Source organism: Pseudoalteromonas sp. BSi20429, from assembly GCF_000238895.1.
GTDB classification, from domain to species: Bacteria; Pseudomonadota; Gammaproteobacteria; order Enterobacterales; family Alteromonadaceae; genus Pseudoalteromonas; species Pseudoalteromonas arctica.
The window spans coordinates 56774-75222 of record NZ_BADV01000080.1 but is presented as its reverse complement, the minus strand read 5'-3'; the positions used below and the strand labels follow the sequence as shown (position 1 = coordinate 75222).

At 39.8% G+C, this 18449-nt stretch carries 17 protein-coding genes and 1 tRNA gene; 8 read left to right on the top strand and 10 right to left on the bottom strand.

From position 1 onward, the window contains the following. Positions 1-74 precede the first annotated feature (74 nt). Positions 75-149: transfer RNA gene (locus tag P20429_RS04300), tRNA-Gln, on the top strand. 41 nt (positions 150-190) lie between these two features. Here the strand turns inward: P20429_RS04300 and P20429_RS04305 are convergent. Continuing rightward, complete coding sequence (locus P20429_RS04305) at positions 191-1774, bottom strand: bifunctional diguanylate cyclase/phosphodiesterase (protein WP_007585601.1); 1584 nt, start codon at positions 1772-1774, stop codon at positions 191-193. 154 nt (positions 1775-1928) lie between these two features. After that, a complete protein-coding gene (locus tag P20429_RS04310) occupies positions 1929-3185 on the bottom strand; it encodes an FAD-dependent monooxygenase (protein WP_007585600.1) in 1257 nt (418 codons plus the stop codon). 169 nt (positions 3186-3354) lie between these two features. On the opposite strand from P20429_RS04310, the gene miaB reads away from it, so the two are divergent. Genes miaB through lnt form a run of 5 tightly spaced genes read left to right on the top strand, consistent with a single transcriptional unit; the run spans position 3355 to position 8813 of the window. Beyond that, positions 3355-4803, top strand: coding sequence for a tRNA (N6-isopentenyl adenosine(37)-C2)-methylthiotransferase MiaB (miaB, locus tag P20429_RS04315; protein WP_010554713.1), 1449 nt, complete (start codon positions 3355-3357; stop codon positions 4801-4803). 50 nt (positions 4804-4853) lie between these two features. Continuing rightward, positions 4854-5912: a PhoH family protein gene (locus P20429_RS04320; RefSeq protein WP_007585598.1), complete on the top strand. Its 1059-nt coding sequence runs from the start codon at positions 4854-4856 to the stop codon at positions 5910-5912. 4 nt (positions 5913-5916) lie between these two features. Next, a complete protein-coding gene (gene ybeY, locus P20429_RS04325; RefSeq protein WP_002958542.1) occupies positions 5917-6375 on the top strand; it encodes an rRNA maturation RNase YbeY in 459 nt (152 codons plus the stop codon). 22 nt (positions 6376-6397) lie between these two features. Then, on the top strand, positions 6398-7282 hold the full coding sequence (gene corC / locus P20429_RS04330) for a CNNM family magnesium/cobalt transport protein CorC (RefSeq protein WP_007585597.1): 885 nt from the start codon (positions 6398-6400) through the stop codon (positions 7280-7282). After that, positions 7263-8813 (top strand): apolipoprotein N-acyltransferase, encoded by a 1551-nt coding sequence (gene lnt / locus P20429_RS04335; RefSeq protein ID WP_007585596.1) that lies wholly within the window; start codon positions 7263-7265, stop codon positions 8811-8813. Before corC ends, lnt begins: the two co-directional genes overlap by 20 nt. Before the next feature lie 54 nt (positions 8814-8867). On the opposite strand, the gene P20429_RS04340 is transcribed toward lnt, so the two are convergent. The 3 genes from P20429_RS04340 to P20429_RS04350 form a co-directional block, all read right to left on the bottom strand. After that, the gene (locus tag P20429_RS04340; RefSeq protein WP_007585594.1) at positions 8868-10133 is read right to left on the bottom strand and encodes a hypothetical protein; all 1266 of its coding nucleotides are present in this window, start codon (positions 10131-10133) and stop codon (positions 8868-8870) included. Between the two features lie 41 nt (positions 10134-10174). Beyond that, positions 10175-11185 (bottom strand): RDD family protein, encoded by a 1011-nt coding sequence (locus P20429_RS04345; RefSeq protein WP_007585591.1) that lies wholly within the window; start codon positions 11183-11185, stop codon positions 10175-10177. Positions 11186-11337: 152 nt separating this feature from the next. Continuing rightward, a complete protein-coding gene (locus P20429_RS04350) occupies positions 11338-12423 on the bottom strand; it encodes an alkene reductase (RefSeq protein ID WP_007585589.1) in 1086 nt (361 codons plus the stop codon). A 180-nt stretch (positions 12424-12603) separates the two neighbouring features. Here P20429_RS04350 and P20429_RS04355 point away from each other — a divergent pair, with 180 nt between their 5' ends. Then, positions 12604-13371, top strand: coding sequence for a hypothetical protein (locus P20429_RS04355; protein ID WP_007585585.1), 768 nt, complete (start codon positions 12604-12606; stop codon positions 13369-13371). A gap of 82 nt (positions 13372-13453) precedes the next feature. Beyond that, entirely contained in the window at positions 13454-13978 is a 525-nt protein-coding gene (locus P20429_RS04360; RefSeq protein WP_007585584.1) for a CIA30 family protein, read from the top strand. A 21-nt stretch (positions 13979-13999) separates the two neighbouring features. On the opposite strand, the gene P20429_RS04365 is transcribed toward P20429_RS04360, so the two are convergent. The 5 genes from P20429_RS04365 to P20429_RS04385 form a co-directional block, all read right to left on the bottom strand. Further along, positions 14000-14536 carry a hypothetical protein gene (locus tag P20429_RS04365; RefSeq protein WP_007585582.1) on the bottom strand — a complete coding sequence of 179 codons (537 nt, stop codon included), beginning with the start codon at positions 14534-14536 and terminating at the stop codon, positions 14000-14002. 146 nt (positions 14537-14682) lie between these two features. Beyond that, on the bottom strand, positions 14683-14937 hold the full coding sequence (locus tag P20429_RS04370) for a hypothetical protein (RefSeq protein WP_002958531.1): 255 nt from the start codon (positions 14935-14937) through the stop codon (positions 14683-14685). Positions 14938-14962: 25 nt separating this feature from the next. Continuing rightward, on the bottom strand, positions 14963-15439 hold the full coding sequence (locus tag P20429_RS04375; RefSeq protein ID WP_007585579.1) for an FKBP-type peptidyl-prolyl cis-trans isomerase: 477 nt from the start codon (positions 15437-15439) through the stop codon (positions 14963-14965). A 2-nt stretch (positions 15440-15441) separates the two neighbouring features. Beyond that, on the bottom strand, positions 15442-17862 hold the full coding sequence (locus P20429_RS04380; RefSeq protein ID WP_024591122.1) for a Lon protease family protein: 2421 nt from the start codon (positions 17860-17862) through the stop codon (positions 15442-15444). A 77-nt stretch (positions 17863-17939) separates the two neighbouring features. Further along, complete coding sequence (locus tag P20429_RS04385; protein WP_007585575.1) at positions 17940-18398, bottom strand: zinc ribbon-containing protein; 459 nt, start codon at positions 18396-18398, stop codon at positions 17940-17942. Positions 18399-18449: the final 51 nt, after the last annotated feature.

The following is an 18449-nucleotide window of genomic DNA, read 5'->3' as shown; positions in this document are numbered from 1 at the left end:
AGGTTGTGAGAGTTCAAGTCTCTCCTTCCGCACCATGTTCTTATTAAGAACTAAAACTAATTCAAATTTATAGTTGGGATATCGCCAAGCGGTAAGGCACCAGGTTTTGATCCTGGCATTCCCAGGTTCAAATCCTGGTATCCCAGCCAATTTGACTCCCCTGTCTAAAACTTCTCAATACTCATTAAATTCAACTTACTTTTTCTGCACTTAAATAAACATTTATAAATTCATCTATATTTATTGGTTTGCTATATAAATACCCTTGTAAATAATCACAGTTAAGACTCAACAACGCCTGTTCTACCTCTTTAGTTTCTATTCCTTCAGCAACTACATCGCAATTTAATCGACTCGCTAAAAACAATGTAGATTCTACAATGGCGTAATCAGGCGAGTTAGTAAGCATATCTTTGACAAACGACTGATCAATTTTTATTTGATTAATTGGCAGCTCTCTTAATAACGACAGTGACGAAAAGCCAGTACCAAAGTCATCAACACTAAATTTAAACCCGCGCATACTCAATTGTTGCATCATTTTTCTAGCAGCCGGTATATTTGTCATCATTGCACCTTCTGTAATTTCAAAAATTAACGAGTCGCTTAATGTAGGGTCGGTTGCGAGTAAACTAATTATAAAATCGTAAAACTCGCTGCTTTCAATATCTTTAGTCGATAAGTTGACATGTATAGTACCGGTGAAACCAAATAGCTTGAGCTTTCTAATATGATTAACGGCTTCTTGTACAACCCATTTCGATAAAGGAAAAATAAGCCCTGTACGCTCAGCTACGGTTATAAACTTTTCTGGACTAATAAAGCTACCATCATCTTGCGGCCATCGGATAAGCGCTTCTAGGCCATGTAATTGCAGATCTTTAGAGTCCATTATGGGTTGTAAATAAAGCTCAAACTCATCTTTATGTAATGCCACTTTAATTTTGGCTGATAAATCAAAAAAGTCCTCAGCTCGTTTACCTATTGCAGATGAGTAATTTACCAAAGGTTGAAATGTTTTTTTAGCTTCATGCAGTGCCAAGTCAGCTTTTTTTAATAGCTGATCGGGCAATCGGCTATCATCAGGAAAACGGCTTACGCCTATACTTAATTGTATTTTAACCATTTGCTCATTCGTACAAAACGGACTTTTGACGGCTGAGTTTATAATGTTTACACAATAATTCATGCTTTCATCTGTATCGGTATGCAATAAAAAAGCAAACTCATCGCCACCTATTCGATATAACTTAGCAATGCCGCATAATTCTTTATTTAATTTATTGGCAAATGCAGCCAAAAGTTGGTCACCACACTGATGCCCAAACGCATCATTAATTTGTTTAAAGTTATTTAAGTCGATATAAAATAGTGAAAATGGGGAAGGATATTCAACTTGTTTACTTAAAGATTTAAAAAATTTATCGCGGTTAGGTAGAGTTGTTAAGTTATCGTGCTCAGTTTGATATTTTTGATACTGCGTTGCTTGCTCTATTTTAAGAATACTTTTTAAGCTCAGTTTAATAACTAAAAAAACAAACCCACCACCGCCAAGTAACAACATAGCCACCATATTCATAACGACGGGTGCAATGTCGTGGTTTGAAAAATAATAAAGTATCCACCAATACCCTATAATAAAAAAAATAATAGCGCATAGCAGTACACTCCATGCTCTTTGCGATGTTTTTTTGCAAACTTTAACGGTTGTTTTTAAGCTAGCAACAAGCAGTAGCGCACCTAAAATAATTATTACTGTAAAAAAATTATCCACACACAGGCTCTTTAAAGTTATTAAATTGCGATTTAGTGATGTAACACCAGTTAAATTAAAACCGTGTTCAATATAGCCGAGTCACTATTTGCTGACTTAAAAACAGACATAAAAAAAGGCTCATAAATGAGCCTTTCTAATATCTACTTTAAATTTAGCCTAAATCACCACTAATTGCGTATTTTAAAACCCAGTTTTTTATTGGCCCCGTATTATTAGCCATTTTTAAAAACTGGCTGCGTGCCCATTTAAGTGGCGTAATTTGATTAGAAAACCCAAAGTAACACGCGTCCATCATGCTCATCATTAATAAATTAGCCCTGCGGCGAGCTCGCTCGTATTCTTTAAGTTTTAGTGGGCAACCTATATCTCCTGCTTCGTTTAAAACCTCAGCAAGTGCCACTACGTCCTGAAAACCTAAATTAACGCCCTGCCCTGCAAGGGGATTAATTGTATGTGCAGCGTCGCCCACTAAAACCAAGCGCCCTTGCGAATAATTATTAGCATGTTGGCGAGTAAGCGGAAATACTGCATGGGTTTGTACTTCAAAGTCTCCAGCGAGTTCTGGGAATTTATTCAGTATGTGCGTTTTTAACTGAGTTGGGCTTAGCCCTTTAAATGCTTGCAATGTATTTGCATCGTCGTACCAAATTAAATTAGCGTACGGTGCCTGCATTGGTAAAAATGCTAACGGCCCACTTGGTGTAAACTGTTGCCATGTTTTAATTTGTTGCGGTGCATCGAGTTTAATTAATACCCCCATGCAATGCTGTTGGTACTGCCAACCCGTCATACCAATATTCGCCTTATCGCGCAGCTGCGATTGCCCACCATCGGCGGCAATTACTAAATCAGCCGTATAGGTTTGATCACCATACACAAGCGTAATTAAATCATCCGTTTGCTCTATTTTAGTTACCGGCAATGATTGCTCAATAACCTCAATCTTATAATGCCCAAATTGCTGCCACAAACTTGCTTGAATTAAACTATTTTCAATCAAGTGGCCTAAATGTGTCGTGTTTATGTCGGCGCAATCAAATAATAAATTGTCACCACCGCGCTCAAAAGCCTCTAATTGTTGATAAGGTGCTATGCGGTTTTGCCTTAAAAGAGGCATTGCCCCTAATTCATCAAGTAAATTTTCTGAAAAACGATTAATAGCAGACACTCTAATATCCACCTTATCGCTACTAAGAATGTGCGATGGGTCTATTAGGTGTTTTTCAATTATGCGCACGCCAAAGCCTTGCTGAGCCAGCTTTATCGCCATAGCCGCACCAACCATGCCTCCGCCAACCACTATCACATTATTTTTGGTCATGTTTTTCATCATTTTATTATTACTTGAGTCTGTTTTGATTGTATCAAAATTAATTTGTTTTATACCAGAGGATATCCCTAACAGCACATTAAACTCGCCCTGTATTGATTTGAGATCACAAACATGAAAACTATACTTGGATCTGGGCGGGTATCCAGCTAAAATACGCCTCCTTTAAGTGAGCATGCTTGCTCCTTAATCCTGTTTCTAGCACATTTTTGTGCCACTATCGAATTGAACACGAGGCAATATTTCAATGAGCAAAAAGCTGCATATTAAAACCTGGGGTTGTCAGATGAACGAATACGACTCTCAGAAAATGGCTGAACTTTTAGATGCCACCAACGGCTACCAGCTAACTGATGATGCAACAGATGCCGACGTAATCTTACTTAACACCTGTTCAATTCGTGAAAAAGCACAAGAGAAAGTATTTCACCAGTTAGGTCGCTGGAAGTTGTTAAAAGACGACAAGCCAGACTTAATAATTGGTGTAGGTGGTTGTGTTGCCTCACAAGAAGGTGACTCTATTCGCCAACGCGCACCATTTGTAGATGTTATTTTTGGCCCGCAAACATTGCATCGTTTACCAGAAATGATTAAACAAGTGCAAGGCAACAAAGGCTCATCGGTTGTTGATATTTCATTCCCAGAGATTGAAAAGTTTGACCGCCTGCCAGAACCAAAAGCGGATGGCCCATCTGCGTTTGTATCAATTATGGAAGGCTGTTCTAAGTACTGTACTTTTTGTGTTGTACCGTATACTCGCGGCGAAGAAGTTAGCCGCCCAGTAGATGACGTACTACTTGAAATTGCACAACTTGCTGAGCAAAACGTACGTGAAGTAAACCTACTAGGCCAAAACGTAAACGCATACCGCGGCGACACGCACGATGGCGAAATATGTTATTTCTCAGATTTAATTCGTCTTATTGCTGCTATTGATGGTATTGACCGTATTCGTTACACCACATCGCACCCGGTAGAATTTACGCCTGATATAATCGACGTTTACGCTGATGTACCAGAGCTTGTAGATCACTTACACCTACCAGTACAAAGTGGTTCAGACCGTATATTAAACCTAATGAAACGTGGCCATACGGCAATTGAATACAAATCGACAATTCGTAAGTTACGCAAAATTCGTCCTAACTTAAGCATGTCGTCAGATTTCATTATTGGTTTCCCAGGCGAAAGTAAAGAAGACTTTGAAGCGACCATGAAGCTTATTAGCGACATTGGTTTTGATATGAGCTTTAGCTTTATTTACAGTGCCCGCCCAGGTACGCCAGCGGCAGATTTACCAGATGACGTAACAGAGCAAGAGAAAAAAGAACGCTTATACTTACTACAAAACCGTATTACACAAATGGCGCAGCAAATTAGCCGTCAAATGTTCGATACAGAGCAACGTATACTTGTTGAAGGTCCTTCTAAAAAGAACCCGATGGAATTACGTGGCCGTACCGAAAATAACCGTGTAGTAAATTTTGTTGGCCCGCACACAGTGATCGGACAGTTTGTTGACGTACGTATTACCGAAGCACTACCTAACTCTTTACGTGGTGACTTAATTCGTACAGAATCAGAAATGAACTTACGACGTGAAATCGCTCCTTCAGCTATTTTAACTAAAGCTGCAGCTGCAGAGCCAAAACCAGACACTGTTAACGAAATTGGCGTAGCTACTTTCGTTCCTTAGTCACACTATTAGCGCCAGTTAACGCTGGCGCAGTACTATAGGAAGCAATTTTGAGTAATCAGTTAAAAACATTAGAGATTTATTTAGAACCTGCCGATAACAAACGCCTTTCTTCTTTATGTGGCCCGTTTGACGAAAACATCAAACAAATTGAACGCCACCTGGCTGTTGAAATAATTCACCGTGACAACTTTTTTAAAGTAACCGGTAAACTACACAACTGCGCCGGCGCTGTAGAAATCTTAAAAAACCTTTATGTTGATACTCAGCCAGTTCGTGGTGTTTTAGGCGAAATAGAACCCGAAGCCGTTCATTTAGCTATTACCGAATCAAAAGCCCTAGAGCAAGACGCATCAAGCAGCGCTTACGGCAAAGAAATGGTGATTAAAACGCGCCGTGGTGTTATTAAACCACGTAACGATAACCAAGGTGTTTATGTGGCTAATATTTTAAACCACGACATTACCTTTGGTATTGGCCCTGCTGGTACTGGTAAAACCTACCTTGCAGTTGCTGCCGCCGTTGACGCCCTTGAGCGCCAAGAAATACGCCGTATATTATTAACGCGTCCTGCTGTAGAAGCGGGCGAAAAGCTTGGTTTTTTACCCGGTGATTTAAGTCAAAAAATAGACCCATACCTGCGCCCTCTTTACGATGCTCTTTTTGAAATGCTAGGTTTTGAAAAAGTAGAAAAACTCATCGAAAAAAATATCATTGAAGTCGCTCCGCTTGCTTACATGCGCGGACGCACTTTAAACGATGCCTTTATTATTTTAGATGAAAGCCAAAATACCACCGCTGAGCAAATGAAAATGTTTTTAACCCGTATAGGGTTTAACTCAAAAGCGGTTATTACAGGCGATATAACACAGGTCGATTTACCTCGTGGCACACGTTCAGGCCTTCGCCATGCAATGGAAGTACTTGATGGCGTAAACGAAATTAGCTTTAACTACTTTAAAGCCCAAGACGTCGTACGCCACCCTGTTGTAGCACGCATAGTTGAAGCCTACGAGCGAAACGACGAAAGCGAGCGACTAAAGCGCATTGAAAAGCAAAATGCAAAAGACGCACTTGCTGCTCTTCAACAGCCTACTACTAAAGAGTAATACTTTGACAACCGAACTTGATTTACAAATAGCCTGTGAGTTTGACAACCTCCCAAGCGAAGAGCAATTTGCACTGTGGGCCGACAAAGCCCTTAGCCAATACCGTGACGAGTCAGAACTCAGTATCGTTATTAGCGACGAAGCGCAATCGCAACAACTTAATAACGACTATCGCGGTAAAAATAAACCGACCAACGTACTGTCGTTCGAATTTGAAGCACCACCAGGAATAGATATTCCCTTGGTTGGTGATTTAATTATTTGCCCAGCCATTGTATTAGCTGAAGCAATTGAGCAAGAGAAGTCATTTCATGACCACTTTGCTCACATGGTTATTCACGGATGCTTGCATTTGCTTGGATTTGACCATATAAAGAGTGACGATGCTTTAGAGATGGAAAGCATCGAAAAGCAATTACTTGCAGAGCTAAACATAGCAGACCCATACCGGGACGATATTTAAATTAACGGAGCAATTAGACGCAATGAGCGACGGTAACTCGCAATCTAGCCAGGGTTCTTCTGGCAAAACGTGGTTGGGCAGAATAGCCCAAATGTTGCAAGGGGAACCCCAGAATAGAGAAGAGCTGGTCGAAGTTATTGCCGATGCGCAAGAACGAGACGTAATCGATCCTGAAACAAAAGAGATGATAGAAGGTGTGCTTGGCGTGTCTGAGCTTAAAGTGCGAGACATAATGGTTCCGCGCTCACAAATGATCACTCTTGAGATCGACAGCCCGCTTGAAGAGCTAATTCCAATGATGGTTGACTCAACTCACTCACGTTTTCCTGTGGTGATTGAAGACAAAGACCATGTAGAAGGTTTTTTACTCGCTAAAGATTTATTGCCACTGATCTTAAATAAAGACGAGCATTTACCATCAATACGCGATTATTTACGTCCAGCAATGGTAGTACCTGAGAGCAAACGTGTTGATACATTGCTAAACGAATTCCGTCAGCAACGCTACCATATGGCTGTTGTTATTGACGAATACGGCGGCGTATCGGGCTTGGTAACGATTGAAGATATTCTTGAAATAATTGTTGGCGAAATCGAAGATGAGCACGACGAAGAAGAAGAACATCAAGATATTCGTCGACTTGCTAAACATGTTCACGTAGTGCAAGCACTCACACCTGTAGATGACTTTAACGAGCATTTTAAAACAGGCTACAGCACAGACGAAGCCGATACTATTGGCGGAACTGTACTGCACGCATTTGGCCATATGCCAAGCCGTGGTGAAACGATTGACATAGAAGGTTACCAATTTAAAGTAACCAACGCCGACAATCGTCGTATTTTGCAACTGCAAGTCACCGTTCCTAAGGCTGATGATAACGACAGTGAAGAAACTGCTAACTAGACTTACCTTATTAGCAAAAGATAAAAAAGCATGGCTCGCACTCGTTGCGGGCCTTATTTTAACTTTTGGCTATGCCCCCTTTGAAATTTGGCCCATCGTATTTATTAGCCTTGGTACCATAATTTTTTGCGTTAACCCCAATAATACCGGTAAAGCACACGCAAAAACCGCTGCTAAATATGGCTTTATATTTGGCCTAGGCTGGTTTGGTGCAGGTATAAGCTGGGTACATGTTTCTATTGCCACCTTTGGCGGTATGCCGCTTATTGCGTCACTCTCGTTAATGGCATTTTTGTGCGCCTATTTAGCGTTATTTCCTGCACTTGCCTTTTGGGCAACTACACGCTTTGCCAGTGGCCCTAAAAGCTTTGGCGCATTACTAATTGCCTGCTTTGCAATTAGTGAGTATTTACGTGGCACCGTACTTACCGGTTTCCCGTGGTTAAGTTTTGGCTACACACAAACCGACGGACCTTTAAGGTTGCTTGCCCCTTATATTGGCGAGTTTGGCTTAACACTTACCTGTGTCGCTATTGGCTTTGCACTATATAGACTTACCCAAAAAGATTTTAAAACCCCAGCGGTTACTGCGACAGCTGTTGCGCTTATTTTTACAGGCGCAAACACCACAGGTAGTATTCATTACACAGATAAAAACATGTCAGTATTGCTCGTACAAGGGAACATACAGCAACACCTGCGCTTTGAGCCAAGTGAGTTTTGGACCACAATGAGCAAATACCAAGACCTGACACGCCCACATTGGGATGCCGACTTAATAGTATGGCCAGAAGCCGCAGTGCCTGAAATAGAAATGCTTGCTGATTCCTACCTAGCCAATTTAGACAGTGCCGCCTCGTTTAATAAAACCGCCCTTGTAACCGGTATTGTTGACTACCAGCGAGACACCAAAAACATATTCAATACGCTTATTGTGGTCGGTAATAAAGAACGCGGCGACGAGCACGGGCATTATCATTACCTTGATAAAAACCGCTATCAAAAACACCAGCTATTACCTATTGGCGAGTTTGTACCGTTTCAAGACTTTTTGCGCCCTATTGCCCCATTATTCGATTTGCCTATGTCATCGTTTACCCGTGGCGACAAAGTGCAAAACAACTTGCGCGCCAATGGCTATAACTTACTCCCCGCTATTTGCTACGAAATTGTTTTTGCCGACTTAGTACGCGGTAATTACAAAAGCGATTCCGACCTACTCTTTACGGTAAGTAACGATGCCTGGTTTGGCGACTCTATTGGGCCTTTGCAACACATGCAAATAGCCCGTATGCGCGCGCTCGAACTACAACGCCCTCTAGTGCGAGTTACCAACAATGGTGTAAGCGCCGTATACGACCCCATAAGCCACACACAACAAACCATGCCTCAGTTTGAAGCTACCATATTGAAAGCCAACATTAAGCTTATAAAAGGCGACAGCGTGTACAGCCAATACGGCAACATATTTGTGTGGGGATTGGTGTTGTTGATGGGTCTTGGTGGTTTTGGGGTTAGGTTTAGAAGTTAAGCTCGCTATTTAAGATGTAGGGCCTACATATTTGGCTCTACATTTTTAAAGTGTTTAATTAGCTTCTAAAGCCATTTCTTCTAAAGATAACCTTAGTAAGTAGCTACACCATTCCCTTAAATTTAGCAGACTAACTTGGTAGTACTCTCTAGCGTTACTCATTGTATTGCTATCTAATAGTGGTACCGCACTGCCTGAATATGAATTATCGACAAACCTAGTTCCTTGGTGAAGGTATCTTGATCTTAAACCGTAATATGAATTAATTATTTTAACTAATGGGTCATTATTGCTATCTTTTCCCACATAACTTCTCACTCTATCTGAGATCGAATGTACTTGTTGACCACAACTATCACACTTTTTACTCTTCGAAGCTCCAATCAACGACGCAACTTCTAATGAAGATATATAAAGTATCATTGCATCTTCACTTGATGATGGATGAAGTTTAGCTGCATTAGAGAATCTTAAATCGCTCTGAAAGTCAGTATTCCCCTCATCACTTGCCTCCCCTATTCTCGGAGTTGGGGAATATGTATCTAAGGTAAATGAATCTAAAGATCTGCCTGATGAAAAATGAGCATAAGAATTCAAGAGTAATTGAATTTCATAAGAGTAAATATCATTACTCAGTATGTAATCAATAAGGAAACAGGTTTTTTCTGAGATTTGAACTAAGCCATCAGCTATTGGTTTAGCATCAACCCAACTTATATCTCTAGAGTATTTATTAATTTCAATACTTGAAAACGATGAATCATTGTCACTTTGAGTATCTCGAATAATCAAACAGTTTGTACTAACAGTTAAAATTTCAATAATCGTTTTAATTTTTTCTGCTGCTTTAGCTTCTGCATCTTTAGTATCATAACCATTAATATCAACTATCAATTTAATTGAGCTATTACCTGTTGGTTTTAAAACAAAACTTTTACCTGAGTATGCGGCAATAGAACCCCTAATAACTTCAAGAGAAGTACTAAATCTGAATTTAGAAATCAGTTTTTTATAATCTAAACTATTTTTAACTAGCTCTCTAATAACTTTTAGGTCGCTTATAATTTCATCACTTTCGATATAATCAGAGAACATGACCGCGACTAAATTTCCTTTTTGTTTATACCTGACCGAAACCTCGAAAGAACCTTTAGCTTTATAGTTCATACGTCCTAAAATTATTTGTTTAGAACCTAGCTTTTTATACGGAGAGTAATGCCAAGCACACTTACCAAAGTGATCTCTAATACTTGCCCATAAAGATCTCAAAAAATGATTACTTTCATTTTCATTATTTAATCCTTCAAGTAAGACTTCCAAATAGATATACCTATAGTTTAATTAAATTATGTTAATTGGAGTTAGTCCTTCACTGCTTCTTCTACCGTTTCCACATTTACAACTTGATTCAAGTTACCTTTAATAACCACCGTCGCTGATATTTTATCTTGAATTGCTTGCCTGTTTGGGTCCCAATATATCTGTAAAAAGCCCAATAAGCCCGTTGCAAAGCCTGCACCGTAGCCGCCGTAGCGACCAAAACAATCTAATAAACCTAATGGCTCACCGCTTAGGGCGACAACACGGATATTACAAACCTTTTTACCCGGCGTTTGGCCGCGCCAAAGTAACGAGAACAACGTAAAGTAAACTGCAGCCCAGCCAAAACCTAAGCCCAAGTCTTGAATAATGCCTTTGCTCCACTGCAAAATACTATTTGTGCTTGTTTGTGCAGGTTTTTCTTCTATTAACTGTGCAGGCTTTATTTCGTTATTTTCACTGAGCACTAGTAGCTGTAAAAGTACGGTAGCAAGTTGTGGGTTTTGTAGGTCGTCCATTTCTGCTAATTTTGATACTTGCCCTATTAAATTATCAAGCGCGTTTTGTTGGCAAGGTTGCTCACAGCTGTCATCGGCTGTTTGCGCTAAATAAGTATTTACCCGTTGTTTTTCTGTGGCGGTAAGCTGTATTTCATCTTGTATTTTTACGCCCTGAACAGCTAAACCTTGATCAGCCTTATCGTCTTCTAGGTAATCTATGCCAATTGAAAGCACAGTAAGTGCGCTTACAAATAAAATACTTGCTGCCGTTATTTTTAAGATTCTTCGCCACACATTCGACATTTTTGGAAGGTATTGCTGTGCCGTACCTTTATAAAAAGCCATTGCAGCAACAAATGCTATTAAAGCCGCGCTGAGTTTGGCTGCTAAAAATATCAGTGCTACATCAATAATAATCGCTAATGCACGCCGAATTGGCGTAGCTAAAGGCAAGCCCAGTAAAGCACTGTCAATTTTAAAGGCGTAGGGGGTAACAACTTCTCGGGTTTCAGAATTTGATAATTCTAATTGTTCTATCTCTTTGGCTTTCATTTATTTTCTTGTTATTAAAATAGGTAACCCGGTTAACTTACGCGTTTTTTATTTTTTGCTCAAGATAAAGCTAATAGAATCAGTGCACAAAAAAGGGCTGCATAAAATGCAGCCCTTCATGTTTTTACTCAATGTTTATTACTGACTAGCAATTATACCGTTGGATAATCGGTATAGCCTTGCTCTGCACCACCAAACAAAGTGTCGGGGTTGTGGCTGTTAAGAGGCTTGCCTTGCTTTAAGCGTGCTGGTAAGTCTGGGTTTGATACAAATGGGCGACCAAAACCAATCATGTCGGCCCAGCCTTCGCTAAGTGCTTTGTCTGCGCGCTCTTTTGTGTACTTGCCTGCGTAAATTAATACACCGCTGTAGGCTTTGCGAATAGCGTGTTTAAACTCAACACTCATTAAAGGTGCGTCATCCCAATCAGCTTCGGCTATATGCATGTAACCTACGCTGGCTTTATTTAATGCCTCCGAAACCGCTAAATAAGTTTCCTCAGGGTTTTCGTCTACTGTGCCATTAAGAGTTGTTAACGGGGCTAGTCTTACGCCTACTTTGCTGCTACCAATTTCGTCGCTAACAGCATTTACCACTTCAATTAAAAAACGCATTCGGTTTTGCACGCTGCCACCATATTCATCGGTGCGAGCATTTGATTCTGAATCTAAAAATTGGTTAATAAGGTAACCATTTGCAGCATGAAGCTCTATGCCATCAAATCCTGCATTAACTGCATTTTTAGCAGCTTGGCGAAATTCGCCTATGACATGCGTAATATCTTGTTTGCTCATTTCGCGTGGGAGTTGGGTGTCTACAAACCCCGGTGCGCCGTTTGTATCTACAAATACTTTTACGTCTTTTGCAGCAATGGCCGAGGCTGAAATAGGCTGCACGCCACCGGTGTTGTCACTATGAGTTACACGGCCAACATGCCAAAGCTGAGCAAACATAACGCCACCAGCACTATGTACTGCGTTGGTTACTTTACTCCAACCTACAACTTGCTCATTTGAATAAATACCCGGAGTCCAAGCGTAACCTTTACCAAGCTCACTAATTTGTGTGCCTTCGCTTACAATTAGTCCGGCACTTGCGCGCTGTGCGTAATATGTTGCCATTAAGTCGTTAGCTATATCGCCAGGCTGTGTAGAACGCGAGCGAGTCATTGGGGGCATAACAATACGGTTTTTTAATGTTTTACCTGCAAGTTCTATTGGTTCAAAAAGTAATGTCATAATGCCTCCTAAGTTTGATTGCGCTCATAATAACGTAACCAAACACATGCAAAAACAACAAAAACTGCAAAATAGTTTTGTTGTATCTGCAATAAAGCTACAAAGTAAAACACATTAACTTTAGGTGAACTAAATGTATTTTATTGACTCTTAACAGCACTATTAAGTTGAGGGTTTGATGTGAATAAAGGGAATGCGTGGCCGTGGGTTATCTCGTTATGTATACATGGCGTGTTGCTGTACTTATTACTTTCACATAAATTACTTTCGCAAAAAATAAAAGCTGAAGTACCTCCAACAAAAAAAGACACCGTAATAAACGCTTATGTAATGGTTAACTTATCAACGCAACCTAAGTTAAGCACCGTTAACACCACCACTAACGCACCGATTGTTGAGCCTGCAAAGTTAGAGGTAAAAAAAGCACCCGAATCTGTAAGCACCAATAAAATACCTACAACTCAAACACAAGCTACTAAAGCACCCAAACAACGTGACGAAAAACCAAAAACAACAACAGTAACAAAGTCCACTATTACAAATAAATCTCACCCCTCTGCCCACACCATTAATACCAACACGCAAACGTTTAAAAAACTTAACCCGTATGCGCCTATTTATGGCGCACCTATAAATAACTTAACGCATAAAAAAATGGTCACGTTTGGCGAAGCCGATAACTCAGATAGTACTGATGATGCAATAGCTGCCACGCCCACAATTAAATCACCGGTTAAATCACAAAAATCGGAAGTTATTAGCCAAAATACAATAGGCACACGACGATTAGAAAAATTTAACGGTAAATGCTATTTAATTGATACTTCAACCGTATTTGGTAGTAATGGCATGCCTCAAGATAGCGCGCAGACCTGCCCTGGTGAGCAAACTGATGATGAAATATTATTTAATAAAATAATGGATAAGTGGGCTCGTAAAAATAATTAGTTTTAAATTAGTGAACAAATACGTTATTAAAGCGTATTGGTTATAAGTACTCCACTTACTTAATGCCAATTAGGAAACACGTATGACAACAAAGCAACTATCATCACTTTTTGTATTTAATTTATTAGTTGTAAGTGCACAAGCGAATGCAAACCAGCGCTGGTACGTTGTTAACGACTCAGTAATGGGCGGTGTATCTAATAGCCAAGTAACACAAACTCAAGAAAGTTTGCTTTTTACAGGCAATGTTTCGCTTGATAATAACGGCGGTTTTGCATCAATACGTACAGAGCTAAATACACAAAGCCAAAATACTAAAGCTATAGCACTGCGTGTTAAAGGCGATGGACAAACCTATCAGCTTAGGCTCAGAACTACCAATTACCTTGATGGCGCAGCGTACACCCTCTCATTTAAAACAGTAAAAAATGAATGGGTAGATATAAACTTTGCTCCGAGTGATTTTACTTTAACGTATCGCGGCCGCGTGCTTGAGCAACAACCGATTATTGATTTTGATGATATAAAACAGCTAGGCTTTATGATTGCAGGCAAGCAAGAAGGTAGGTTTAAACTTGAAGTAGGTAAAATTGAGTTTAAAAGCTAGCCCACCAGCATGTTGGTGGCGCTAAATAGTATAGTCGTCGCCCCGTCTCTTCATTTCACTAATAACCAGCTCAACCATTTGTTGTTTTATTGCTGCTTGCTCTGACTTTAACTCCCCTAATTGCAGCTCTAACATATCTATTTGTTCTTGCTGTTGCGTATTTTTATATTTTTTAGAGCCTAAGTGCTCTGCATCTAGAGTTAAACTCGCATCACTTTTATTTAGCTCACTTGCAGAAGTATTTATAGTTAAACTACGTTGTACGGGGCTTTGTTTAAGTTTGTTAATTTGTTCTTGCAGCGCAATAACTCGCCCAGTGAAGTGCTTGTATACTTTTTCTAGGTTTTTATATTGATTGCCAAACGTTGCATTATCTTCACTATATTCTTGTGCTTTGGTATCTAAAAACTTTGATAACACATATTTTGGCTCTTCCTCACTCTCTTCCTCGCTCTTTTCTTCACTCGCTTTTTCAACCGGTAGTTTATCTGATTGCACTAAAGGTTGAGTATTTGAGCTGTGTACTTGGTATGGGATGGGAGCCGCTAAAATCTTCATTATTTTATCCCTAAAATAGCTTTGTAACTATTATAGGTATCGACCTCACATTAAAATTCTTGAGTAAATTTTAATGTTAGCTAAAAGCAAAAAGCCCCACTTTATTAAAGTAGGGCTTATACCAATTTATTAAACTAACTCGTTGCTTACTTAGTGCTTTGGTTATCTTGTGAGAGCGCAATAAGTGCAAGCGCCGCATTTAGGCGAGTATTTAAATTATTATAAATAGTCATTCCAAACACACCAATAATACAAACTATTAAACCCATTTGTAGGTTAACGCTCATCTCTAGTAAAAAAACAGCTGCAACTAGTAAGCATAGCGCTAATGCATAAATAATAGATTGAAAGGTAAAGTTAATATCACCTTTGGCTATTTTAAGTAATTCGTCTTTATTCATAATTTACTTCCTTGTTATTTAATCACTAAGACTCAATTGCCAGTAACTCTACTTCAAAAATAAGTACTGAGGCAGGAGGAATACTCCCTACCCGTTTTTCGCCGTACGCTAATTGGTGCGGTACATATAGCGTGTATTTATCGCCAGGGCTCATAAGTTGTAAGCCCTCAGTCCAACCTTTAATAACTTGGTGCAAACCAAAGCTAATAGGTGTTTTACGCTCTACTGAACTGTCAAACACAGTGCCGTCGATTAGTGTGCCGTGGTAATGCACGTTAACCATACTTTTGGGGGTTGGTGTGTTTTCGTTTTCGCTTTTATGGATTACTTTATACTGCAAGCCAGAAGTCGTTTCTACTACACCTTCTACCTTTGCGTTAGCGGCTAAATAATCTGCACCTATTTGTGCATTTATGCCTGCTTGTTGTTTTGCTTTTTTACTATTTTGAAATATTAAAAAACAAAAAATGGCGATAACTACCGCCAAAATTATATTAATCATCATTAACCTTTTTCGTTGTCTAGCTCTTCGTCTTTTTCGTCATCATCGCCGTTTACTATGTCGGCAATCTCTTTAAGACGAGCAAGTGCAATACCGTTTACTGAGTTTTCTGGATACTGGTCATCAATAATATCGCCAGCTTCTATATCCATTAACAAGTTAAGCGCTTGGTCTACGGTTTCAACTGCGTAAATATTAAATTTACCCGCTTCAACTGCATTAAGTATTTCGTCATCAAGCACTAAGTTAACTTGGTTTGATTTAGGAATGATAACGCCTTGCGAACCTGTTAAACCACGCATTTTACACAGTTTAAAAAAGCCTTCTATTTTTTCGTTTACTCCACCAATGGCTTGTACATCGCCGTGTTGGTTAATAGAGCCTGTAAGCGCAATTGATTGGCTAATAGGTAGGCTTGTAATAGACGAAATAAGCGCACACAACTCTGCTAAAGATGCGCTATCGCCATCTATGTAACCATAGCTTTGCTCAATGGCAATATTAGCGCTAAGCGTTAAGCTAAAGTGCTGCGCGTATTTATTACCTAAATAACCAGTAAGCAACATAACACCTTTTGAGTGAATTGCTTTGCCAAGCTCAGCTTCGCGTTCAACATCTATTACGCCATCGGCGCCAGCATAAACAGTTGCCGTAATACGCGCAGGGGTACCAAATGAGGTATCGCCAATGTGTAATACGGTTAAGCCATTTACTTTACCAATGGCTTGGCCGTCGGTTGCAATAAGTGTGTGACCTTCTTTTATATCACTGAGCATATTTTCGCTAATTTGTCCGGTACGGTATTGCTTGCCTTCAATGGCTTCGTCAATATGGTGCGCGTCAATAACGGCTAATTTGTCTTGCTTTGCGTAGTAACTAGCTTCTGCAATAAGTTCAAGTACATCAGCAAAACGCGCTGATAATTTATTTTGATGCTCAGCTTGGCGGTAACTAAATTTAAGTAAACGCACCATAGCAGCCTGCGTTGCAGTGCACTTTAATGTTTGCTCGCAATACTCGGTTACTTTAGTAATAAACTGGTATTGCAATTTATCGCTACTTGGCAAGTAGTAATCAAAGTCGGCTAATACTCTAAATAGCTCTGCAAATTCTTCGTCGTATTCACCTATGGTGTAGTACAACTCGCGCGAACCTAATAAAATAATTTTAACATCAAGCGGTATAAGCTGCGGGCGAAGTGTAAAGCTAGTCCCTACTGTGCTGTCTTGATACGGTAAGTCGTTTTTAATTTGATGTGTTTTTAACGCGAGTTTTAAACCATCCCACACTTGTGGATTTGCCATGATTTTTTCAGCGTCCATAATTAAATAACCGCCATTAGCACGATGCAATGCACCAGCCTGAATTGAGCGATAACAGGTAATTAAAGAGCCTTGCGATGTTGAGTACTCAATTTTGCCAAATATATTGCCAAACGTTGGATTAGGCTCGTACACAACCGGTGCTGCGTCGTCCTCTTTAAACTCAACTAAAATGTTAGGTGCAAAAAAGTCGGTAAGCATGCCTTTGCGATCAAAGTCTTCTTTGCTTTCTTCACTTTCATCTTCGTCATCTAGCCATTCAAGTACCGCGTCTATAATTTCAACGCGTATATCTTTTAAATAGCGCAGTACACCAATATGCGTGGCATATTTATGTTCTAAGTCTTTTAAAAGTGGTTTAGTGGCTTGCTCTGCAGTCGACTTTTTAAGATTGCGTTGTTTTTCTTTTGATTCGCGTTTCCAACGTGGCAGCTCTATTAACGCTTCTATTAATGCATCTTCTAGCTTTTCAATTTTTTCAAAAAACTCTTCACGTAACGTTTCTTCAAGTTCGCCAAATTCGCTGTCGCTCAATTGTTTACCATCTACAAGTGGTGCAAACCCTACTGAATTTTTTTCTTCAACTAATGCAACGCTTTGCTCAAACGCCGCAATTTCTACTGCGGTAATAGCACTGTCGTAGGCATCGTTAAATTCACGATCGATTGATTTTTTCTTACGCTGATACGCTGGGTTATCAAATGCCGCAGGAAAGGTGTCGAGTACTTCATCTAAAAATGAATCTATATCGTCACTAAGTTGCTTGCTTTGACCTGGTTGCATAAACAGCGCAATAGGTTCTCTGTGGTCATCGTAATTGTTTACGTATAACCATTCGTTTGGCGTTGAGCGGTCTTTTGCGTGTTGTTTAAGTTTATCTTTAACAAGCGTAAAGCGCCCGTGAGCGGCCTCGCCCATTACATAAACGTTGTAACCCGGCAGTTCCATCCCTAATGAAAAATCTAAAGCACTTTGGGCGCGTTGTTGGCCTATAAACGTAAGTTGCTCTGGGTATGGATTGTTCATACACGTGTTTACGTGATTAGTAGAAATACTCGGTGCGAGCTTTGAAACAGATAGTGGCAGCAATTTTTTCGTCATTCTAACTTCTTTTTTTACCAGCATATTCGCTGGCCTTTGGGCGTATTAAGTGGCCCGCAGCCACTTAATACTTATATTTAAGGGTGCAGTGCCTTACGACTAAAATAGATTCCATCACATTCAATACACGGTGTAATTTGTGTAGCGTGATAAACATCGTAACTATGGGTGCAATTCTTACATACTAATGTGCCCATGGCTATCCATTCGCCTGCGTGATACACACCATTGTGCTTAAAATCTTGGCTAAGAGATTGCCACTCAAGTTGAGTTTTATCTTCTATGTGCGAAAGTTCAAACCAAAGAGACTCTTTAAGCTCTTGCCATGCAAGCGAATTATAGTGTGATTCGTTCTCTACTATATGTTCAATATCATTCTTTAAATAACTTTTGTAGAGCTCATATCTTTCTTGACTTAAATCTTTAAGCGCCTGCTCAGATTCAACAAACCCAGAAACCACATCTTTTAAACCATGCTCTTTCACATCTTTTATCCAATGGGTAAAACTGCTAAGCCATGTTTTGTAATCAGTCATTTTTTACTCCTTCAAAATTGCTGTTAAATCAGTCTGTAACTTATGTCTTTA

What these genes read in the sequence shown, in the direction of transcription:
- P20429_RS04345 (WP_007585591.1), bottom strand. Translation starts at nt 11,185, where the DNA reads ATGAAAGCCAAAGAGATAGAACAATTAGAATTATCAAATTCTGAAACC.
- P20429_RS04350 (WP_007585589.1), bottom strand. Translation starts at nt 12,423, where the DNA reads ATGACATTACTTTTTGAACCAATAGAACTTGCAGGTAAAACATTAAAA.
- corC (WP_007585597.1), top strand. Translation starts at nt 6,398, where the DNA reads ATGAGCGACGGTAACTCGCAATCTAGCCAGGGTTCTTCTGGCAAAACG.
- miaB (WP_010554713.1), top strand. Translation starts at nt 3,355, where the DNA reads ATGAGCAAAAAGCTGCATATTAAAACCTGGGGTTGTCAGATGAACGAA.
- P20429_RS04360 (WP_007585584.1), top strand. Translation starts at nt 13,454, where the DNA reads ATGACAACAAAGCAACTATCATCACTTTTTGTATTTAATTTATTAGTT.
- P20429_RS04385 (WP_007585575.1), bottom strand. Translation starts at nt 18,398, where the DNA reads ATGACTGATTACAAAACATGGCTTAGCAGTTTTACCCATTGGATAAAA.
- P20429_RS04375 (WP_007585579.1), bottom strand. Translation starts at nt 15,439, where the DNA reads ATGATTAATATAATTTTGGCGGTAGTTATCGCCATTTTTTGTTTTTTA.
- P20429_RS04370 (WP_002958531.1), bottom strand. Translation starts at nt 14,937, where the DNA reads ATGAATAAAGACGAATTACTTAAAATAGCCAAAGGTGATATTAACTTT.
- P20429_RS04365 (WP_007585582.1), bottom strand. Translation starts at nt 14,536, where the DNA reads ATGAAGATTTTAGCGGCTCCCATCCCATACCAAGTACACAGCTCAAAT.
- P20429_RS04380 (WP_024591122.1), bottom strand. Translation starts at nt 17,862, where the DNA reads ATGACGAAAAAATTGCTGCCACTATCTGTTTCAAAGCTCGCACCGAGT.